Source organism: Paenalcaligenes sp. GW821-LYS-B07-1 (assembly GCF_058803365.1).
This window is the reverse complement of record NZ_CM179516.1, coordinates 2388344-2407740: the sequence shown is the minus strand read 5'-3', so window position 1 is coordinate 2407740 and position 19397 is coordinate 2388344. Positions and strand designations below refer to the sequence as shown.

Sequence of the window (19397 nt, the reverse complement as noted above, 5' to 3'; positions counted from 1 at the left end):
ATAAAAAACCCTCTTTGTTTTGCAAAGAGGGTTTTTTGTACAGCGTGCTACGGCTTAGGAGTGGCTGGTCTCAACCTGTTCCAATGGTTCTGCAGCAGAGGTTTGTGCAGCGGATTTACGTGGGCGACCCAGTTTTACGGGAGCCGCTTGGTAACTAAAGCTGGTGGAGGCAGATGTCTCTACCAACTGTAGGCCAGCTTGTTCTAACTGTGTATCCAGAGCAACGTTGTTGTGTGTAATAGAGGCAGTCTCTGTTACAGCAACTTGTTGTTCTTCTACGTGTACTTCAGCAACGGCAGTAGCAGCTTCAGCAACGATGGCTGAGCTTTCTACCTCAGTGGCTTCAGTTTGAGCAGACTCTATCGCTGTATGGCTTTCTTCTACAGGTGCTACCTCTGCAGATGTAGGCTCTACTGCATCAGTAGCGTGTTCTGCTACTTCAGCTACAGACTCAGCAGCCGCAGGGGCCTCAGTCGTTGTTACGGTTTCTGTCGCAACATAGGCGTCAGCAACTGCAGGAGCAACGTCGTCAGCGATAGGGGAGGCTGGTTCAATGTTAAGTTCTGCAGCAGGAGCATCAGCTTGCGTTTCGATCTGTACCAATGGTTCAGCGGCAACAGCAGCAGTAGTTTTACGAGTGCGTGGAGCGCGTGTAGGAGCGGGCTCAACCTCGGTTTGTGCGTTGGCTGCATTAGCTAGGCTTTCCGCTCGAGTTTCAATCATGGTCAGACCAGATGATTGTGCTAGCTCAGCTACAGTAACAGGCGTTGCTTGTTGTGCTTCAACAGGTTCAGCGGTAACTGTTGTGTCAGTGACTTCTGTAGCCAAAGGCAACTCAGTTTGTTGTGTAGTAACGATTGCAGGACTGTTGTCACTAGGTTGTTCAACTTGAGTAGCGGCTACGTTCTCGGCAGCAGCCTCGTCTTGTGGTGCTTCTATCAGTGCGTTGGCATCAAAGCTTGGTGTTTGATGTGGTACATAAGTCACCACAGTCTCATCATCCGTAGCAATGTTATCTTCGCTTTCAACGGCATCTGTGCTGTTAGCGTTTTGCTCTGTACCACGACGACCACGACGGCTGCGACGACGACGGCTGCGGCGGCGTTCGGTATCGCTACCATCGCCTTCTACACCTTCTTCGTTATCAATGCTATCTGCATTGGCGGTAGCGTCTTGTGTGGTGTCTTTAGCGGCTACTGGGCTAGGGGCAGCAGGGGCTTCAGCTTCGGTAGTTGTACCTTCTTGCAGACCCAGATCTTGCTCGTTAGCTTTGTTTGCTTCAGCGTTGTTGTCACGACGGCGACCGCGGCTACCGCGACGGCGACGAGATCCTGTAGAGGTTTCGCCAGAGGTTTGGTCGGCAGCTTGTGCGCTGACGGCAGCTACTGGTGTTGCCAACTGCTCGTCGTTTTTCTCCTCTTTAGGTGCGTTGCGGCGACCTTGAGGGTTGTTGTTCGCTGTGGTGCTTACCGTTTTGTCGGCGCGCTCATCGCTGTTTGGTCGGGATGAGCGACGTTGACGTTGACGCTGGCGTTGCTGTTCAGGATTGCGCTCGCCACCTTTAGTGGACGCATTTGCTGGACGACGGCCTGATTTTTTAGCATTCTTACCAGTGCTGACATCGGGCTCTGGTGCTTTTTCACCAAACAACCATGTGGCCAGACGTTTCCAGAAGCTTGGTGCTGCTTTAGCAACAGGGGCGGGTGTTGGTGCTGGTTGGGCTGGTCTAATGCCTTTAACCAGTGCTTCGGGGCGACTCTTGGCTTCTGGTGTGCGTGTAGCAGGTTGTGTTGTGGTTTGTTCAGCTTGCTGTACTTGCTCGTAGCTAGACACTACATCATCAAGGCGTGCGTCATCGTGGCGCAAGCGTTCGATAATATGGTGAGGTGTTTCCAGGTTTTTGTTTGGAATCAATGTCAGCTTGATGTTCAAGCGAGATTCGATTTTGGAAACATCAGCACGTTTTTCGTTCAGCAAGTAGGTGGCCACATCAACAGGCACTTGGGCGTTGATGGCGGCTGTGCCTTCTTTCATGGCCTCTTCTTGCAGCAGACGTAGTACGTGCAGAGCGCTGGATTCGGCATCGCGAATTACGCCAGTACCTGTGCAGCGTGGGCAAGTGATATGCGAGCCTTCGTTCAGGGCTGGGCGTAGGCGTTGACGGGATAGTTCCATCAAGCCAAAGCGCGAAATTTTACCCATTTGTACACGAGCGCGATCCAGGTGTAGCGCATCACGCAGACGTTGCTCAACAGCACGCTGGTTTTTGCTGTCTTCCATATCGATAAAGTCGATAACGATCAGACCGCCTAAGTCACGCAAACGCAACTGGCGAGCAACTTCATCAGCAGCTTCCTGGTTGGTACGCAGTGCGGTTTCTTCGATGTCTGCGCCACGAGTGGAGCGCGCCGAGTTCACGTCGATAGCAACTAGAGCTTCGGTGTGGTCGATAACCACAGCGCCACCGGATGGTAACTGTACGGTACGTGAGTACGCGGTTTCGATTTGGTTTTCAATTTGAAAGCGAGAGAACAGCGGGATGTCATCACGATAGCGTTTAACGCGCTGTACATTATCGGGCATCACTACGCTCATAAAGGCAGTGGCTTGCTCGTAAATGTCATCGGTATCGATCAGGATTTCGCCGATATCTTGGGAGTAGTAATCGCGGATTGCGCGGATTACTAAACTGGATTCCAAATAAATCAGGATGGGAGCACGGTTATCGCGTGCGGCTGTGTCAATAGCGGTCCAGAGTTGCAGTAGGTAGTTTAAATCCCATTGCAGCTCTTCCACGCTACGGCCAATACCGGCTGTGCGAGCAATGATGCTCATACCGCCAGGAATAGACAGTTGGTCGATGGCTTCGCGCAGCTCTTGACGATCTTCGCCTTCCACGCGACGGGAAACACCGCCTCCGCGAGGATTGTTAGGCATCAAGACCAAGTAACGGCCAGCCAGAGAGATAAAGGTGGTTAGGGCAGCGCCCTTGTTACCACGTTCTTCTTTCTCTACTTGGATGATCAGTTCTTGGCCTTCGTGCAGTGCATCTTGAATGCGGGCTGTACGTACGTCTACACCTTCCTTAAAGTAGGTGCGGGCAACTTCTTTGAAGGGCAGAAAACCGTGACGCTCTTCCCCGTAGCTGACAAAGCAAGCTTCCAGACCGGGTTCAATGCGGGTGATCACCCCTTTGTAGATGTTGCCTTTACGCTGTTCGCGTCCGGCGGCTTCTATATCGAGGTCGATCAGTTTCTGACCGTCGACAATGGCAACGCGTAATTCTTCTTGATGCGTTGCATTGAACAACATGCGTTTCATGAGTAATTCTCCGTAGTCATGGTGCGCTATTTCTAACGCACGACCGCGGGTCACTCAGTGTGTAGCACTGTCACTGCAAGGGGGCTAGGGCCAAGATAAATCAGGCCGTGCCCACCATAATCTGTCGTGGGGGCGATGAGCCCATGTATGAGCGAGGTTCAGGCAGCAGGATGGTCAGGATCACGTGTGTGTGGTTGACAAAAAATATTTGCTGGAACAATGGCCAGACCCGGGTTTTGCTCGTGTCTGGTGCTAAATTCTAAAGAGCGACGACTTTTTCGCAGATAATTCAGTGCCGCACGCGGGACACAAGCAGTCATGTTTGCCATGCAGATTCTGTGCTTGCAGGAACAGTGAGCTCGCCCCGGCGACTAAATGACCCCGAAAACTGGCACTAAGGCAGTACAATTAGACCTTTGTCGTCTACGGAGACGCACCCTTTGCATCTCTACGTATGACGGTGTCACAGTTTTCATAGGCTGAGGCGATTATATGCCTCTTTTGTGCATGAGCAAACCATTAGATAGTGAAAAAGGCGTTGTAGCCGTCCGTTTCGTAGAAATTGAAGCGGAGGAAGCGGGTCAGCGCGTTGATAATTATCTGCTGCGCCTTTGTAAAGGTGTTCCCAAAAGCCATATTTACCGCGCTATACGTAGTGGGCAAGTGCGTGTGAATAAAGGGCGGGTAAGCAGCGAGTACAGGTTAGAAACGGGCGATGTGTTGCGTGTGCCCCCCATGCGTTTGCCACAAGCTGATGCACCTAGACCGGTTCCTCCAGCGGTGTTTCCTATCGTGTTTGAAGATCGCGATATCCTTGTGATAGATAAGCCGGAGGGTGTGGCGGTTCATGGCGGTAGTGGTGTGTCGTTTGGTGTGATCGAGCAACTGCGTGCAGCACGTCCAGAAGAGCGCGTTTTGGAGTTGGCGCACAGGCTGGATAGAGACACCTCGGGTTTGCTGGTGATTGCAAAGAGCCGTAAAGCGTTGGTGCGTTTGCACGACATGTTCCGCGAAGGTGTAGTGCGCAAACACTATCAAGCGCTGGTGACGGGTGATTGGGTAAATGATAGGCAGCACTTGCGTGAACCTTTGTTGCGCTGGATGACGGCGTCTGGTGAGCGGCGTGTGCGTGTAGACCCTGAAGGAAAGCCTTCGCATACCATTGTCAATTTATTGAAACGCTTTGGGCGCTATAGTCTGGTTGAGGCTGATTTGCGTACAGGGCGCACTCACCAGATTCGTGTGCACTTGGCTAACGCCGGTTTCCCGTTGGTGGGCGATGATAAGTATGGCTCAGATGAGGTGCGTGAGCATTTTTCTAGATTGGGCTTTAAGCGTATGTTCTTGCATGCAGGTAGGGTAGAGATGGCGCATCCAGTGTCGGGTGAGTTGTTAGAGCTGGAAGCGCCATTGCCTGCTGAATGCTTGGCAATTATGAAAATTTTGGAGAAAGCAGAATGAAGCAGTACCGTGCAGTGGTGTTCGATTGGGATGGTACGGTGATGGATTCTACCCACGCCATTGTGACGGCTATTCAGTTGGCGAGTGCTGATCTGGGTCTGCCAGTGCCTAGTGGTGCTATTGCAAGCTGGGTGATTGGCCTATCGTTAGAGGCTGCTCTATATAGAGTGGTGCCAGACCTGAATGCTGAACAGATGCCTGATTTTATCGAGCGTTACCGTCACCATTTTTTCCAACGTGATTTACAGTTGAAATTGTTCGATGGCATGCAAAGCATGATGGATGAGCTTAAAGAGCGTGATGTGCTGCTGGCGGTGGCTACAGGTAAAAGTCGTGCCGGCTTGGATAGATTGCTGGTTAATGTGGGGTTGGATAAGTACTTCTACGCCACACGCTGTGCGGACGAAACACAAAGTAAACCGCATCCGCAAATGTTGCATGAGCTGTTGGATGAAATGCAACTGCCTGTGGATCAGGTGATTATGGTGGGTGATACCACGCATGATGTGCATATGGCGCAAAATGCGGGTATGGATAGTCTAGCCGTTAGTTACGGTGCGCATGATCCTGATACGCTTAGCAAAGCGGCCCCTACTTTTCAGGTTGATAAGGTAGCCGCTATGCGTGATCTGTTATTGGCGCGTGTCTAAGGCTGGCTGTAAGCCTAGGCTAGAAACAAAAAGATAGTAGGTTGTTTGTTGAACTCGGGTGGGCTTGCTTTGGCCCACTGCGCAACAGTGCGTGTGCAGATCCATTGATCGGCTGTGGTTAGGGCACGACCTATACACAAACGAGTGGTGGGTTGTAGAGTGCTTAATAGGGCGCTGAATACCGCTTCGTTTCGGTAAGGGGTTTCAATAAATAGCTGGGTCTGGTGGTGTTTGCGCGAGTTGGCTTCCCAGTCTTTCAGTGTTTTGCTGCGTTCAGCGGCATTCACTGGTGGGTAGCCATGAAATGCGAATTGCTGCCCGTCTAAGCCGCTGGCCATTAGGCCCAGCAGAATAGAGGAGGGCCCTACGTGGGGTACGACTTCAATGCCCATAGTGTGTGCTGCGGCAACTACCGTAGCGCCAGGGTCGGCTACGGCAGGGCAGCCAGCCTCGGATACCAAGCCTATATTTGCACCGTCTTTTAGTGGTTGCAGCCATTCACGAATTTGTTGTGCAGAGGTGCCGCGCTTATCTAGTGTGTGAATGGTGATTTCTTGTATGGGCGTGGTGGTTTCTACTTGCTTCAGAAAAGCGCGGGCGGTTTTAGCGTTTTCTGCAATATAAATAGTCAGCGATTGAGCAAGCTGCTGGGTTTGTGCCGGCAGCCAATTTTGTATGGGGCTGTCGCCTAAACCGACGGGGATGAGGTGAAGTTGACCTGTAGTCACAATAAGTTCCCAGTAAGTTAGCGTGTGGGGTTAAGGGGGTTGATGCCTACTTGGCGCAGAAATTGGTTCAAGCGTATCAGTGGCAAGCCAATAATGGCGGTGGGGTCGTCAGACTGCATGCTATCCATCAGTGCGATACCTAGGCTTTCGGCTTTGGCGCTGCCGGCGGTGTCGTAAGGTTTGTCGTGCAGTAAGTAATGTGTAATCTCATCATTGCTTAGCGTGCGAAATGCGCAATGTGTAGGCACGTTATCAATCAGTATAGTGTCGCGGTGAACAACGCAGAGAGCACTGTGAAACACAATAGTTTTCCCGCTCAGTTGCTGTAGTTGTGCAAAAGCCTTGTCGTGCGAACCTGCTTTACCTATAGGTAATGTACCTAACGTCGCAACTTGGTCACAGCCTATAACTACAGCATCAGGATGCTGTTGAGCGACGGCTAGTGCTTTTTCTTTGGCAAGGCGCAATGCTAAGGCATCGGGAAGTTCGCTTGATAGTGGTGTTTCGTCTATGTTTGGTGCGATAATGTCGAAGTTCAGAGCGAGTCGCTGAAGCATCTCGCGACGATAGGGGGAACTGGATGCCAGAATCAGACGCATAAGTGATTTTTGGTGTGAAAAGTTTGACGGTTCTGCTCTACGCACTGTATTATCTAACGTTTTCCTTACTATTGGAATGCCGGAGGCCATTGTGAGTACCGAGCAATACCTTCTGGATACCTTTACATTTACACAACAACACGAGACTAGAACGGGGCAGATAGCTGCAGAAAAGCTTGCTCGCGCCATAGAAGGTCTTGTGCCGCAGCGGGGCCAGGTGTTTAATTGGTCTGCTTCGGGTAGTGTAGACACGACAGAACGCCGTTTTATTCGTTTGAGTGTGAACGGTTCCATGTTCTTGCAGTGTCAACGTTGTCTGCAAGATTACGAATGTCCAGTGGTGGTGGACACCCTTTTTGAAGTGGTGAACACGGAAGCCGAACTGGATGAGGATGAGGATGATGTAGAGACACCTGATCGTGTCTTGGCGTCACTAAATCTGGATTTGTTTGGATTGATTGAAGACGAGGTCATTTTGGCGTTGCCATATATTCCGCGCCATGATGTATGTCCGTCTTTACCTAGAGCGTTGTCCGAAGAGGATGCGTCTGGGCTGGAAACAGAGAAACCCAATCCATTTGCAGTGTTGGGCAAGCTTAAAAAGTCTTAGCTCATTTTTTGTATTTATTTTTTTTGTAGGGTAGGCCGCCTTTTTATGGTTTGCCCTGTATACAGGAGTCATCATGGCTGTTCAGCAAAACAAAAAGAGCCCTTCACGTCGTGGCATGCGTCGTTCACACGATTCGTTGGCTGGGCCAGCAACGGCTATCGAGCCAACTACAGGTGAAATGCACTTGCGTCACCACATCAGCCCTAACGGCGTATACCGTGGCCGTAAAGTTCTGAATACTAAAAACGACGATTAATGCGTTGTTGAGTGCTTCGCAATCACCTAGTTTGCGCGCTTGATGTCACAAAAAACAATACGTATCGCCATTGACTGCATGGGCGGGGATACAGGTTTACCTGTAACTATTCCTGCTGCCATGCAGTTTTCGCAACGGCACTCGGATACTCTATGCCTACTAGTGGGTGATGCTGACGCTATCAAAGCTCAGCTTGCCGCTGAAGGTAACCGGTCAGATGACTGGTATCAAATCCTGCCTGCTTCAGAAGTCGTCACTATGGACGACTCTGTCGAGGTGGCCTTGCGTCGTAAAAAAGATTCCTCCATGCGCGTAGCTGCTCAGGCCGTTAAAGACGGTTTGGCTGGTGCCTGCATCTCTGCAGGGAATACGGGTGCGTGGATGGCAATCAGCCGATATGTGCTGAAAACCCTAGAAGGCATTGATAGGCCTGCTATCGCGGCGCCTATTCCAAACTCCAAAGGTGGGGCAACCACTGTATTGGATTTGGGTGCTAACGTAGACTGTAGTGCAGAGCACTTATTGCAGTTTGCAATCATGGGTACAGCATTGGTAGCCGCTGTAGAGGGGCGCGAGCGTCCTACCGTGGGGCTGCTAAATATTGGTGAAGAAGTAATTAAAGGCAATGATGTCGTGAAACAAGCGGCAGAGTTGCTACGCCATAGCGGACTGAACTTCCAAGGTAACGTGGAAGGTGACGATATCTGTAAAGGTAGTGTGGATATCGTGGTCTGTGATGGTTTTGTTGGGAATGTGGTTCTGAAGTCCATGGAAGGGCTGGCTAAAATGGTAGCCAGTATGCTGCGTGAAGAATTTACGCGTGATGCACTGAGCATGACTGCAGGTCTAGTTGCCAAACCGGTATTGAAACGTTTGGGTAAACGAGTTGATAACCGGCAATACAATGGCGCGGCCTTGCTGGGTTTGCGCGGTATTGTTATTAAAAGCCATGGCTCGGCAGATGCTTATGCCTATGGCTATGCGTTAGAAAGAGCACGCCAAGCCGTGAAAAACGGTTTATTGGAAGGGACGACTGCAGCAATTGCACGTCTACAGTGTTCAAATGAAGACAAGATGGATGAGCCTGTTCTTGAGGTACACTCATCTACGGTAAGTCCTCAGTAACGTATTCAGGAATTTATGTATATGCCCTATGCCAAAATAATTGGGTCAGGTAGCTATCTGCCTCCCAAGGTGGTTTCCAACGATGATTTGGCGGCCGATCTGGCTACCCGCGGCGTGGAAACATCCGATCAGTGGATACGTGAGCGCACTGGTATACAGCAGCGTCACTTGGCGGAACGGGGCGTAAAAACCAGCGAGTTGGCAACATTAGCAGCTAAGGCTGCTTTAGAAGATGCTGGGGTTCAAGCTGCAGACATCGATCTAATCGTGTTGGCCACTTCTACACCTGATTTTGTATTTCCGAGCACCGCTTGTCTGGTGCAAGCCAATATTGAAGCCGTAAATGCAGCTGCCTTTGATGTGCAAGCTGTATGTAGTGGTTTTATTTATGCGTTGACTACTGCCGAGGTTTATATCAAAGCAGGTAGGGCTAAAAACGTATTGGTGATTGGCGCAGAAACATTCTCTAGTATCCTCGATTGGAATGACCGCAGTACCTGCGTGTTGTTCGGTGATGGTGCGGGTGCAGTTGTACTAAGCGCTAGTGAAGAACCCGGTATCTTGGCGGCTAAACTGCATGCCGATGGTACCAAAATGCCTATTTTGAGCGCAGCGGGTAATGTCTCCTACGGTGAAGTTGTGGGCGATCCTTTCTTGCGCATGGATGGGCAAGCAGTATTTAAATTTGCCGTGAACGCGTTAACCCAATCTGCACATCAAGTGTGCGAAGAAGCGGGTGTGACGCTAGAAGAAATTGATTACATGATCCCTCACCAAGCAAACCTGCGTATCCTGAGCTTCTTAGGTCGCAAGTTGGGTGTGTCGGACGATAAAATAGTTGTGACACTGGACAAGCATGCGAATACCTCTGCTGCCAGTGTACCGTTGGCGTTAGACGTGGCTCGTAAAGATGGCCGTCTAGTGCCGGGTAAACTGGCCTTGCTACAAGGCGTGGGCGGTGGTTTTACGTGGGGTTCTGTGCTGGTGCGCATGTAAACCTATAATAAGATGCGCGTACGGCGTGCTGTATGCGCAGTGAATAACTACTCTCTACGACAAACAACTATGAAATTTGCTTTGGTTTTTCCCGGACAAGGTTCGCAAACTGTGGGCATGCTAGACGCGTGGCGTGATAACGCTGCCGTGCAAGCGGTTATGGCAGAAGCGGATCTGGCGCTAGGGCAGTCATTGAGTGCCTTGATCGCAGAAGGTCCTGCAGAAGATTTAAACCTGACTACCAATACTCAACCTGCCATGTTAAGCGCCTCCTTGGCGATGTACAGAGCGTGGGTAGAAGAGGGTGGTCCAGTGCCAGCAGTAATGGCTGGCCACAGTTTGGGAGAATATTCTGCATTGGCAGCAGCTGGCGTGTTCAGCTTGGCCGATGCTGTGCGTCTGGTGCGTGTGCGTGCTAACGCCATGCAAGATGCTGTGCCCGTAGGTGTGGGTGCGATGGCTGCTATTTTGGGCTTGGATGACGATACGGTACGTGAGGTATGTGCTGAAGCGGCTCAGTCTGAAGTGGTAGAGGCCGTTAACTTCAATGCTCCTGCACAAGTTGTGATCGCTGGTCATAAAGCGGCAGTGGAGCGTGCGTGTGAGTTGGCTAAAGCAAAAGGCGCTAAACGTGCGCTGCTGCTGCCTGTTTCCGCTCCTTTCCACTCTAGCTTGCTAGAGCCTGCAGCAAACGTATTGGAAGGTGCTCTGGCTGATGTGGTCATGCAAGCGCCTTCTGTGCCTGTGATTAACAACGTAGATGTAGAAGAGCCGGCAGATGTTGTGGCTATTCGTTCTGCGTTGGTGCGCCAAGCATGGCACGCTGTACGTTGGGTAGAAACTATTCAGAAAATGAAAGCCATGGGTATTACCCATGTGGTGGAATGCGGTCCAGGTAAAGTGCTGGCTGGTCTGATTAAACGTATTGATCGTGACTTGGAAGTGCTGTCTGTGAACGACCCCGATTCGCTGGCTCAGGCTATTGCGACATTAAAAGGATAAATCATGAGTGCATTGTTAGAATCCAAAGTAGCACTGGTCACTGGGGCAACCCGTGGCTTGGGTAAAGCGATTGCCGAGCAACTGCAAGCGCAAGGCGCTATTGTTATTGGTACAGCTACATCCGAGGCTGGTGCTAAAACGATTAGCGATAACCTAGCTGCTGGCGGTGGTCGTGGCGTGGTGTTGGATGTGAATGATGCTCAAGCTTGCGAGGCTTTGATTGCAGAGCTGACTGAGCAGTATGGCGGCCCGCATATTCTGGTGAATAACGCCGGTATTACGCGTGATAACCTCACCATGCGCATGAAAGATGAAGATTACGATGTAGTGATGGACACCAACCTGAAAGCGGTCTTCCGTTTGAGTCGTGCGGTAATCAAACCTATGGTTAAAGCACGTTGGGGTCGCATCATCAATATCACATCGGTGGTGGGTTACTCTGGCAACGCAGGTCAAGCAAATTATGCTGCAGCTAAAGCAGGTGTGGCAGGAATGTCCCGAGCCTTGGCAAGGGAGCTTGGCAGTCGTAATATTACGGTGAATTGCGTAGCGCCAGGTTTCATTGAGACCGATATGACTAAAGTGCTGAGTGAAACACAAACTGATGCACTACGTAGCCAAATTCCTCTGGGCCGTTTAGGTGCTCCAGAAGATATTGCCCACGCTGTGAGCTTCCTTGCTAGCCCGCATGCAGCCTACATTACAGGGACTACAATCCATGTAAATGGCGGAATGTACATGTAAAGAGCTTGGAAGTTCTCAGTTCTAAGGTAAAATTATTTGATTTGTAAGGGGCGTGCTAGTAGATATCGAAGCAGTATTTTGATTATTCACTACTAGTGCTGCCATTTTTTTATCATAGCCTACACCCACATTTACATAGTGTTTGACTATAATTCGTGGGTAGCAATCCCCAAATTGGAGAATCCGCATGGAAAGCATCGAACAGCGCGTCAAGAAGATAGTCGCTGAACAACTTGGCGTTAACGAAGCCGAGATCAAGAACGAATCTTCTTTTCTTGACGACCTCGGTGCCGACTCGCTCGACATGGTCGAGCTCGTGATGGCGCTCGAAGATGAATTCGAAACCGAAATCCCAGACGAAGAAGCTGAGAAAATCACGACGGTTCAGCAAGCTGTTGACTACATCAACGCTAACAGCAAGCAGTAATTTACAATCAAGGGTGTGGGCAGGTAGCTGCTTGCCCCGCTTAGGCGGTTTTTGGCGGACATCGCTGAGCAGTTCTGTACTGGTAACCAGCTCAGAACATCAATGATGTTCTGGCCAGACCGCTTTTTTTGTTTTTAGGAGTCATCCGTGAAGCGACGTGTCGTGATTACTGGACTGGGCATTATCTCCCCGGTCGGCAACGATATTGCTACTGCATGGGATAACATCACTAACGGTCGTTCCGGTATTGGGCGCATTAGCCGTTTTGATGCATCCGAAATCAATGCTCAGATTGCAGGTGAAGTTAAGAATTTTGACGTTACCGAATACATGACTGCTAAAGAAGCCAAGCAAATGGATACCTTTATCCATTATGGTGTGGCAGCAGGTATGCAGGCATGGAAAGACTCCGGGTTAGAGCTTAGCGAGGAAAACGCCGAACGTATCGGTATTATCGTGAGCTCCGGTATCGGTGGCTTGCCCCGCATTGAAGATACACAAAAAGATTATTTAGAACGTGGTGCACGACGTATTTCGCCGTTCTTTGTGCCAGGTTCTTTGATTAACCTGATTTCAGGTCAGCTATCTATTATCTTGGGTGCTAAAGGCCCAAGCTATGCGGTAGTGTCTGCATGTACAACAGGCTTGCACTCCATTGGTGATGCCGCTCGTTTAATCGAGTACGGTGATGCTGATGTGATGGTGGCTGGTGGTGCTGAGTCCACAGTGTCCCCACTGGGTATTGGCGGCTTTGCTGCCATGCGTGCACTGTCCACACGCAACGATGATCCTACAACGGCTTCTCGCCCATGGGATCGTGATCGTGATGGTTTTGTGCTGGGTGAGGGTGCTGGTGTGTTAGTGCTTGAAGAGTACGAGCATGCACGTCGTCGTGGTGCTCGCATTTATGGTGAGTTTGTGGGTTACGGTATGAGCTCTGATGCTCACCATATCACTACTCCAGACAAAGACGGTCCTAAACGCGGTATGCAAAATGCGTTGCGTAATGCTGGCTTAGATGCGTCTGCTGTGGATTATGTGAATGCTCACGGTACGTCCACACCTCTGGGTGATCTCAACGAAAGCGATGCGATCAAGCTGGCTTTTGGTGATCACGCTAAGAAACTAGTGGTGAATTCTACTAAATCCATGACCGGTCACCTATTAGGTGCTGCGGGTGGTATTGAGGCGGTGTTCACAACTTTGGCCGTGTACAACCAAATTTCTCCGCCTACTATCAATATCTTTAATCAAGATCCTGCTTGTGATCTGGATTACTGCGCGAATGTAGCGCGTGAGATGAAGATTGATGTTGCGTTGTCGAACTCTTTCGGTTTCGGTGGAACCAACGGTTCGATGATTGTGAAGCGTCTCGCCTAACACCGTGCCACGGGCAACGTCGGTTATTTCTAAAACCCGAGCTATTGCATCCCAGACTCCGGTCTGGGTGTGGTGCTCGGGTTTTTTATTGCCTGTTTTTGTGTCCTATTGTGTATTCACTGTTGTGTGTCAGGTTGCTGCGGTAGAGTATGCCCTAGTGGCAGCGTTTTTGGCTGCTGCTATGGTATATGGCTATTGTTTGCGTGAAAATGATGCCCATATAGTAGAGATGGGGTGGCAGGGTACGCAGTGGCAATTGCAGCTGCAGCGACAACACCATACGGAAGACTGTATAGGTTCCCTGCAGAAAATATGGCGAACACCGTGGTGGATAGTATTGAGTTTTTCTCTGAGTAAGTACGATGCAAAGCCCGAACGTGGCTGTTTCAGTGTTTGGCGTTCTACCTGTAGTCCTGAGTTATGGCGCGCTTTAAATAAAAAGTTGAACCGAGATTTGATGCTTGGACACATAGCCACATCAAAGGATGCGACATGAGCGAACGTGATGTCGATGCTGATCTAGTTAAGCGGGTACAACAAGGCGATAAACGTGCGTTTGATTTGTTGGTGCTGAAGTATCAGCGTCGCATCATGCGTTTGTTGTCACGGATGGTGCGTGACCCGGCTGAGGTCGAGGATGTAACGCAGGAAACATTTATCAAAGCCTACAGAGCACTCGCCCAGTTTCGTGGCGAAAGTGCGTTTTATACATGGCTATATCGTATTGCTATTAATACGGCACGCAACTGGCAAGCGTCGGCAAATCGTAGACCTTTGTTAATTAATCCAGCAGAAAACGACGAAGGTGAAACTTTTGACCAAATTGATAACCTAACAGACATCAGCACCCCTGAGTCTGAAATGGTGAGCAAGCAGGTTGTAGAGACGGTTAATGCAGCAATTTCAGCCTTACCTGAAGAGTTGCGTACGGCCATTGTTCTGCGTGAGATAGAAGGCATGAGCTACGAGGATATTGCTCAAACCATGAGCTGTCCTATTGGTACGGTGCGTTCACGGATCTTCCGTGCAAGGGAAGCAATTGCCAATGAATTGCGCCCAGTGCGGGAAGCGGGTAGTACAGATCGAGGTTGGTAGAAGGAATACGTCATGGTGAAGAATTCACAGTTGATCATTACAAAGGAAGCTGAAGCGGCTAGTTGGGAAGCCACGGTTTCTGCTTGGGTGGATGGCGATGGGGAAGTTCGCGCTGATGAACTAGATACGCCGTACGGGCGACAAATCTGGGATACCTATCACTTGATTGGTGATGTGTTACGCAGCGAAGAACTAGCGCTTACCCCTTCAGATAAATTTTATGCACGACTCTCTAAGGCTATTGATGAAGAGCCAATAGTGTTTGCTCCACAGCACAAACGCTTTAGAAAGTCGGTCAGTGTGGGGCTATCTAGCTTGGCGGCTGCCGCTGCAGTAGCGGCCGTTGCATGGGTGGCTACACCAACCAGTATGCTGAGTGACACTCCATCTGAACCAGTGTTGGCTATTGCCGCAGATGATGTATGGTGGGATTACATGGACGCTCACCGCGATATGTCTGGTTTGGGGCCTGTACGTCAGGTGTCCTATGATCAAGGAGCATTGCAGTAATGATGAGGGGCTGGGTTTTTTCTGCCAGATCAGGACGTACAGCGCGTGGTATGGGCATGTTGCTCTATTCTGCTGTGTTGGGCCTTTCATTTTTGCCGCAGGCAGCGCACGCGGCACTAGAGCCGGGTGTATCTACGCCAGAGAGTTTCCTCTTTTTGCAAGATATTCAGCAGGCTGCTCGTAATCTGGATTACGCTGGTGTTGTTACCTACACCCAAGATGGTTCTACGCAAGCTATCAATGTAGTGCATATGGTAGATGGCACTGGCGAGCGGGAGCGTTTAGAGTTGTTAGATGGTACGCCGCGTGAGTATCTACGTCATAACGATGAAGTGTTGTGCCTTATACCTGAGCGCAAATTGATCGTTGTGGAAAAGCGTAGACCAGATCGTTTCCCTGCCATCTTATTGGGTGGCGTGGAAAACCTACCTACATACTATTCAGCAAGCGTTATTGATGAAGTGCAGCGCATCGCAGGCCGTGAGTGTCGTGTGTATGAGTTGCAGCCTAAAGATGCATTGCGCTATGGCTATCGCTTTTGCGCAGATGTAGCCAACTCGTTGTTGCTACAGGCTGAAACGTTGAATGCCAACGGTGATGTGATCAATCAGATTGCTTTTGCCAATATTGCTTATGGCAGTCGTATGCCTATGTCGGGTTTAGAGTCGGCTTTCAATACCGATGGCTGGCGCACCCTGAATGCCTATATGGAAAACATTGATTTGGCGTCCGAGGGATGGGCTATTCCTTATCCCAATGGTTTTGAACCAGTGACACAAGTGGTACGTTCCATGAGGGCCACCAGAAAAGTAGTGCAATTGGTGATGTCTGATGGACTGGCTGCTATTTCAGTGTTTATTGAGCCAGTGACTAACCACGGTTCATACATGAAAGAAGATCATGGGTCTAGCCATGGCAGTATGAACTTATACCGTACGCAAGTGGCAGAGTATTGGGTCACTGCTACGGGCGAAGTCCCGTTGAGTACATTGCGCGATTTGGCAGCAAACGTGGAATATGTGCCATTTAACAAAAAAAATTGACGCTCATGCAATAGGAGTTAATGATGCAAGTCATTCGTTCTGGATACCAAAAATTGGCCGCTCCTTTGGCTGCTGTAGCAACTGGGCTGGCAGTGGCAATGGTGACGCCGCAGGCTTTTGCGCAAGCTGAAGAGTCGCGTCCCGTTCCCACAATCAGTCTGCCTGATTTCTCCAGTATCGTAGAAAAAACAGAGAAGTCTGTGGTCAATATTCGTACTACAGAAGTGGTGCCCGTGTACCAAGGTGCAGGTGGCGAAGGTGATCCTTACGATTTGTTCCGTTGGTTCTTTGGTCCTGATATGGCGCCTCCCGGAATGGCTCCTCCGCAGCAGCGTGGAGGCCCTAGACAGGCGGTGCCGCAGCAGCGTGAGCGTGTTGTACCTCGCGGTGTAGGGTCAGGTTTCATCATCTCGGATGATGGCTATATTCTGACGAACAACCACGTGGTTGCGGATGCTAACGATATTTTTGTGACCATGACTGATGGCAAAGAGTACAAAGCCACTATAGTTGGTCGCGATGAGCGTACAGATGTAGCGTTGATCAAAATTGAAGCGAAGTCTTTGCCACCATTGGTGATTGGTGATCCTGGTGCCTTGAAAAAAGGTGAATGGGTGGTAGCGATTGGTTCACCATTTGGTTTGGACTCTACCGTGACAGTGGGTGTGGTCAGTGCAATTAACCGTGATACGGGTGATTACCTGCCTTTCATTCAAACAGACGTCGCTGTGAACCCTGGGAACTCTGGTGGTCCTTTGCTGAACCTGCATGGTGAAGTGGTGGGGATAAACTCCCAGATCGTTTCCCGTAGTGGTGGCTTCATGGGTATTTCCTTAGCCATTCCTATTGACGAAGTGATGCAGGTTGTTGCTCAACTTAAAGAGCACGGTAAAGTCACTCGCGGTCGCATTGGTGTACAAATCACTCAAGTCGATGAAGGTGTTGCTAAAGCTTTGGGCTTAGAAGACGGTAAAGGTGCACTGGTTAGTGCAGTAGAGCCTGATGGTCCAGCAGCAAAAGCAGGTATTCGTTCTGGTGACGTGATTCTGAAGTTTGGTGACAGACGCGTTGAACAGATGAGTGACTTGCCGCGTATTGTGGGCGCTGTAAAACCAGGTACTGAAGTACCTGTGGAAGTATGGCGCAAAGGTAAATCCATGACGGTGAAAGCTACAGTGGAAGAAATCCCTGGTACGCCAGCAACGAATGATAGCAGTACACCAACTCCTAGCAATGTAGACAGCTTAGGCTTAAGCGTGAAAGCAATGAGCAAAGCTGAAGCAGAGCAGCAGGGTCTGGAAGCAGGAGTGGTTGTGTCCGAAGCATCGGGTGCTGCGGCTGAAACAGGTATCATGGAAGGTGATGTGATTGTTCGCATCAACGACCAAGATATTGATAGCCCTTCGCAGTACAACAAAGTGGTAAAAGCACTTGCTAAAGGCAAGGCTGCCGCAGTGTTGGTGGTGCGCGACAGCAACTCACAATGGGTATTAATCACGCCAGAAGAATAATGTGCCGTAAAAAGGTAAAATAACTGTTATGCAGATGGGGGCGCCCTGAGCGCCCCCCTTTTTTGCCGTGACACAAAGTCATTTAGTGTTTCAGGCAGCATTTCTTTAACCGCTGTTTTTTTGTTTTTGGGCCTATGGACCATATTCGCAACTTCTCCATTATTGCTCACATTGATCATGGTAAATCCACGTTGGCAGACAGACTGATCCAACGTTGTGGTGGCCTGGAAGATCGTGAAATGTCCACACAGGTTTTGGACTCCATGGATATTGAACGTGAGCGGGGGATTACGATCAAAGCCCAGACGGCTGCCTTGCACTACAAAGCTAGAGACGGCAAGGTCTACAATCTGAACCTGATTGATACCCCCGGGCACGTTGACTTCTCCTATGAAGTTTCCCGATCGTTATCCGCGTGTGAAGGCGCGCTACTAGTCGTTGATGCATCACAAGGTGTAGAAGCGCAAACGGTAGCAACTTGCTATACCGCTCTTGAGCAAGATTTGGAAGTTATTCCAGTGCTGAATAAAATGGATTTGCCCTCTGCAGATCCGGAAGCAGCCCGTCAAGAAGTAGAAGACGTCATCGGTATTGACGCTTCCGAGGCTATTCCTGCCAGTGCTAAAACAGGCATGGGCATAGAGGATATTTTAGAAGCAGTGGTACACAAGATTCCGGCACCTACAGGTGATCCTGAAGCACCATTGCAGGCATTGATTATTGACTCCTGGTTTGATAACTACGTTGGCGTAGTGATGCTGGTCCGTATTGTGAACGGCACGCTCAGACAAAAGGACAAAGTACTGTTGATGTCTACCGCTGCGACTCATCATGCAGATCAGATCGGTGTGTTTACACCCAAATCTACACCACGTGACGTATTGTCAGCGGGTGAGGTAGGTTTCATTATCACGGGCATGAAAGAGTTAGAGCATGCCAAAGTTGGTGATACGGTGACGCATGCAGGTAAACCTGCAAGTGCCCCATTGCCTGGCTTTGTAGAAGTGAAACCTCAGGTATTCGCTGGTTTGTACCCTGTGGAAAGCAGTGAATACGATCAGCTACGTGATTCGTTGGAAAAACTGAAGTTAAACGATGCTTCGTTGATGTTTGAACCCGAAGTTTCCCAAGCGTTGGGCTTTGGTTTCCGATGCGGTTTCTTGGGGCTGTTGCATATGGAAATTGTGCAAGAGCGCTTAGAGCGCGAGTTCGATATGGACATCATTACAACCGCTCCATCGGTTGTGTACGAAGTTCAGCGTAACGATGGCGAAGTCTTGATGATTGAAAGCCCATCACGCATGCCAGAAGTGGGGCATATTGCTGAAATACGTGAGCCTATCGTTGAGGTGTCACTGTTGATGCCACAAGACTACGTAGGTCCTGTAATGACGCTCTGTAACAACAAGCGTGGTGTACAGAAGAACATGACGTATTTAGGGCGCCAAGTAAGCTTGGTTTACGAAATGCCCTTGGCGGAAATCGTTCTGGATTTCTTCGACAGGTTGAAATCAGTCTCGCGTGGTTATGCTTCCATGGACTACGAGTTCATCGAGTACCGTTCGGCTGATGTGGTGAAAGTAGACGTACTGATTAACGGCGACAGAGTCGATGCGTTGTCGGTCATTGTGCACCGTGCGAATGCGCGTTTCCGTGGCCGTGAAGTAGTCTCTAAGATGCGTAGCCTGATTCCACGTCAGATGTTTGATATTGCGATTCAAGCAGCGATTGGTGCGGAAATTATTTCCCGTGAAAACGTGAAAGCCTTGCGTAAAAACGTGTTGGCTAAGTGTTACGGTGGTGATATTTCCCGTAAGAAAAAACTGCTAGAAAAACAGAAAGCAGGTAAAAAACGCATGAAGCAAGTGGGGAACGTAGAGATTCCTCAAGAGGCGTTCTTGGCAATTCTGCAAGTTGACGAAAAGTAACAGACAAAGGA

The 19397-nt window shown here is 49.9% G+C and carries 18 protein-coding genes; 15 read left to right on the top strand and 3 right to left on the bottom strand.

Annotation, left to right across the window (positions count from 1 at the left end):
- Positions 1-54 precede the first annotated feature (54 nt).
- Positions 55-3321: an Rne/Rng family ribonuclease gene (locus tag AC3QL0_RS11535; protein ID WP_493008608.1), complete on the bottom strand. Its 3267-nt coding sequence runs from the start codon at positions 3319-3321 to the stop codon at positions 55-57.
- A 492-nt stretch (positions 3322-3813) separates the two neighbouring features.
- On the opposite strand from AC3QL0_RS11535, the gene AC3QL0_RS11530 reads away from it, so the two are divergent.
- Entirely contained in the window at positions 3814-4782 is a 969-nt protein-coding gene (locus AC3QL0_RS11530; RefSeq protein ID WP_493008607.1) for an RluA family pseudouridine synthase, read from the top strand.
- The gene (locus AC3QL0_RS11525; protein WP_493008606.1) at positions 4779-5432 is read left to right on the top strand and encodes an HAD family hydrolase; all 654 of its coding nucleotides are present in this window, start codon (positions 4779-4781) and stop codon (positions 5430-5432) included. The genes AC3QL0_RS11530 and AC3QL0_RS11525 overlap by 4 nt, the downstream gene beginning before the upstream one ends.
- 14 nt (positions 5433-5446) lie before the next feature.
- Here AC3QL0_RS11525 and AC3QL0_RS11520 read toward each other — a convergent pair whose 3' ends face one another.
- Together AC3QL0_RS11520 and AC3QL0_RS11515 are read right to left on the bottom strand one after the other, a co-directional pair.
- The gene (locus tag AC3QL0_RS11520; RefSeq protein WP_493008605.1) at positions 5447-6160 is read right to left on the bottom strand and encodes an SAM-dependent methyltransferase; all 714 of its coding nucleotides are present in this window, start codon (positions 6158-6160) and stop codon (positions 5447-5449) included.
- Between the two features lie 17 nt (positions 6161-6177).
- A complete protein-coding gene (locus AC3QL0_RS11515) occupies positions 6178-6759 on the bottom strand; it encodes a Maf family nucleotide pyrophosphatase (protein ID WP_493008604.1) in 582 nt (193 codons plus the stop codon).
- 91 nt (positions 6760-6850) lie between these two features.
- Here AC3QL0_RS11515 and AC3QL0_RS11510 point away from each other — a divergent pair, with 91 nt between their 5' ends.
- From AC3QL0_RS11510 to lepA, 13 genes are all read left to right on the top strand, one after another.
- The gene (locus tag AC3QL0_RS11510; protein ID WP_493008603.1) at positions 6851-7369 is read left to right on the top strand and encodes a YceD family protein; all 519 of its coding nucleotides are present in this window, start codon (positions 6851-6853) and stop codon (positions 7367-7369) included.
- Positions 7370-7442: 73 nt separating this feature from the next.
- The gene (rpmF, locus tag AC3QL0_RS11505; RefSeq protein WP_430220464.1) at positions 7443-7625 is read left to right on the top strand and encodes a 50S ribosomal protein L32; all 183 of its coding nucleotides are present in this window, start codon (positions 7443-7445) and stop codon (positions 7623-7625) included.
- Positions 7626-7667: 42 nt separating this feature from the next.
- The gene (gene plsX / locus AC3QL0_RS11500; RefSeq protein WP_493008602.1) at positions 7668-8750 is read left to right on the top strand and encodes a phosphate acyltransferase PlsX; all 1083 of its coding nucleotides are present in this window, start codon (positions 7668-7670) and stop codon (positions 8748-8750) included.
- Between the two features lie 21 nt (positions 8751-8771).
- Positions 8772-9746, top strand: coding sequence for a beta-ketoacyl-ACP synthase III (locus AC3QL0_RS11495; RefSeq protein WP_493008601.1), 975 nt, complete (start codon positions 8772-8774; stop codon positions 9744-9746).
- A gap of 69 nt (positions 9747-9815) precedes the next feature.
- Positions 9816-10748, top strand: a complete 933-nt coding sequence (fabD, locus tag AC3QL0_RS11490; protein WP_493008600.1) for an ACP S-malonyltransferase — start codon at positions 9816-9818, stop codon at positions 10746-10748.
- 3 nt (positions 10749-10751) lie between these two features.
- On the top strand, positions 10752-11492 hold the full coding sequence (gene fabG / locus AC3QL0_RS11485; RefSeq protein WP_493008599.1) for a 3-oxoacyl-ACP reductase FabG: 741 nt from the start codon (positions 10752-10754) through the stop codon (positions 11490-11492).
- 187 nt (positions 11493-11679) lie between these two features.
- The gene (gene acpP / locus AC3QL0_RS11480) at positions 11680-11919 is read left to right on the top strand and encodes an acyl carrier protein (protein ID WP_135861708.1); all 240 of its coding nucleotides are present in this window, start codon (positions 11680-11682) and stop codon (positions 11917-11919) included.
- A 147-nt stretch (positions 11920-12066) separates the two neighbouring features.
- Positions 12067-13299, top strand: a complete 1233-nt coding sequence (fabF, locus tag AC3QL0_RS11475) for a beta-ketoacyl-ACP synthase II (RefSeq protein WP_493008598.1) — start codon at positions 12067-12069, stop codon at positions 13297-13299.
- A 492-nt stretch (positions 13300-13791) separates the two neighbouring features.
- A complete protein-coding gene (gene rpoE / locus AC3QL0_RS11470; RefSeq protein WP_493008597.1) occupies positions 13792-14394 on the top strand; it encodes an RNA polymerase sigma factor RpoE in 603 nt (200 codons plus the stop codon).
- A 12-nt stretch (positions 14395-14406) separates the two neighbouring features.
- The gene (locus AC3QL0_RS11465; protein WP_493008596.1) at positions 14407-14904 is read left to right on the top strand and encodes a sigma-E factor negative regulatory protein; all 498 of its coding nucleotides are present in this window, start codon (positions 14407-14409) and stop codon (positions 14902-14904) included.
- A gap of 56 nt (positions 14905-14960) precedes the next feature.
- The gene (locus AC3QL0_RS11460) at positions 14961-15947 is read left to right on the top strand and encodes a MucB/RseB C-terminal domain-containing protein (RefSeq protein WP_493008595.1); all 987 of its coding nucleotides are present in this window, start codon (positions 14961-14963) and stop codon (positions 15945-15947) included.
- Between the two features lie 20 nt (positions 15948-15967).
- A complete protein-coding gene (locus AC3QL0_RS11455; RefSeq protein WP_493008594.1) occupies positions 15968-17458 on the top strand; it encodes a Do family serine endopeptidase in 1491 nt (496 codons plus the stop codon).
- Between the two features lie 134 nt (positions 17459-17592).
- Positions 17593-19386 carry a translation elongation factor 4 gene (gene lepA, locus AC3QL0_RS11450; protein ID WP_493008593.1) on the top strand — a complete coding sequence of 598 codons (1794 nt, stop codon included), beginning with the start codon at positions 17593-17595 and terminating at the stop codon, positions 19384-19386.
- Positions 19387-19397: the final 11 nt, after the last annotated feature.

Excerpts from the sequence above, each read along its gene's own strand:
- AC3QL0_RS11535 (WP_493008608.1), bottom strand. The coding sequence starts at position 3,321 with ATGAAACGCATGTTGTTCAATGCAACGCATCAAGAAGAATTACGCGTT.
- AC3QL0_RS11530 (WP_493008607.1), top strand. The coding sequence starts at position 3,814 with ATGCCTCTTTTGTGCATGAGCAAACCATTAGATAGTGAAAAAGGCGTT.
- AC3QL0_RS11525 (WP_493008606.1), top strand. The coding sequence starts at position 4,779 with ATGAAGCAGTACCGTGCAGTGGTGTTCGATTGGGATGGTACGGTGATG.
- AC3QL0_RS11515 (WP_493008604.1), bottom strand. The coding sequence starts at position 6,759 with ATGCGTCTGATTCTGGCATCCAGTTCCCCCTATCGTCGCGAGATGCTT.
- rpmF (WP_430220464.1), top strand. The coding sequence starts at position 7,443 with ATGGCTGTTCAGCAAAACAAAAAGAGCCCTTCACGTCGTGGCATGCGT.
- plsX (WP_493008602.1), top strand. The coding sequence starts at position 7,668 with ATGTCACAAAAAACAATACGTATCGCCATTGACTGCATGGGCGGGGAT.
- AC3QL0_RS11495 (WP_493008601.1), top strand. The coding sequence starts at position 8,772 with ATGCCCTATGCCAAAATAATTGGGTCAGGTAGCTATCTGCCTCCCAAG.
- fabD (WP_493008600.1), top strand. The coding sequence starts at position 9,816 with ATGAAATTTGCTTTGGTTTTTCCCGGACAAGGTTCGCAAACTGTGGGC.
- fabG (WP_493008599.1), top strand. The coding sequence starts at position 10,752 with ATGAGTGCATTGTTAGAATCCAAAGTAGCACTGGTCACTGGGGCAACC.
- acpP (WP_135861708.1), top strand. The coding sequence starts at position 11,680 with ATGGAAAGCATCGAACAGCGCGTCAAGAAGATAGTCGCTGAACAACTT.
- rpoE (WP_493008597.1), top strand. The coding sequence starts at position 13,792 with ATGAGCGAACGTGATGTCGATGCTGATCTAGTTAAGCGGGTACAACAA.
- AC3QL0_RS11465 (WP_493008596.1), top strand. The coding sequence starts at position 14,407 with ATGGTGAAGAATTCACAGTTGATCATTACAAAGGAAGCTGAAGCGGCT.
- AC3QL0_RS11460 (WP_493008595.1), top strand. The coding sequence starts at position 14,961 with ATGTTGCTCTATTCTGCTGTGTTGGGCCTTTCATTTTTGCCGCAGGCA.
- AC3QL0_RS11455 (WP_493008594.1), top strand. The coding sequence starts at position 15,968 with ATGATGCAAGTCATTCGTTCTGGATACCAAAAATTGGCCGCTCCTTTG.
- lepA (WP_493008593.1), top strand. The coding sequence starts at position 17,593 with ATGGACCATATTCGCAACTTCTCCATTATTGCTCACATTGATCATGGT.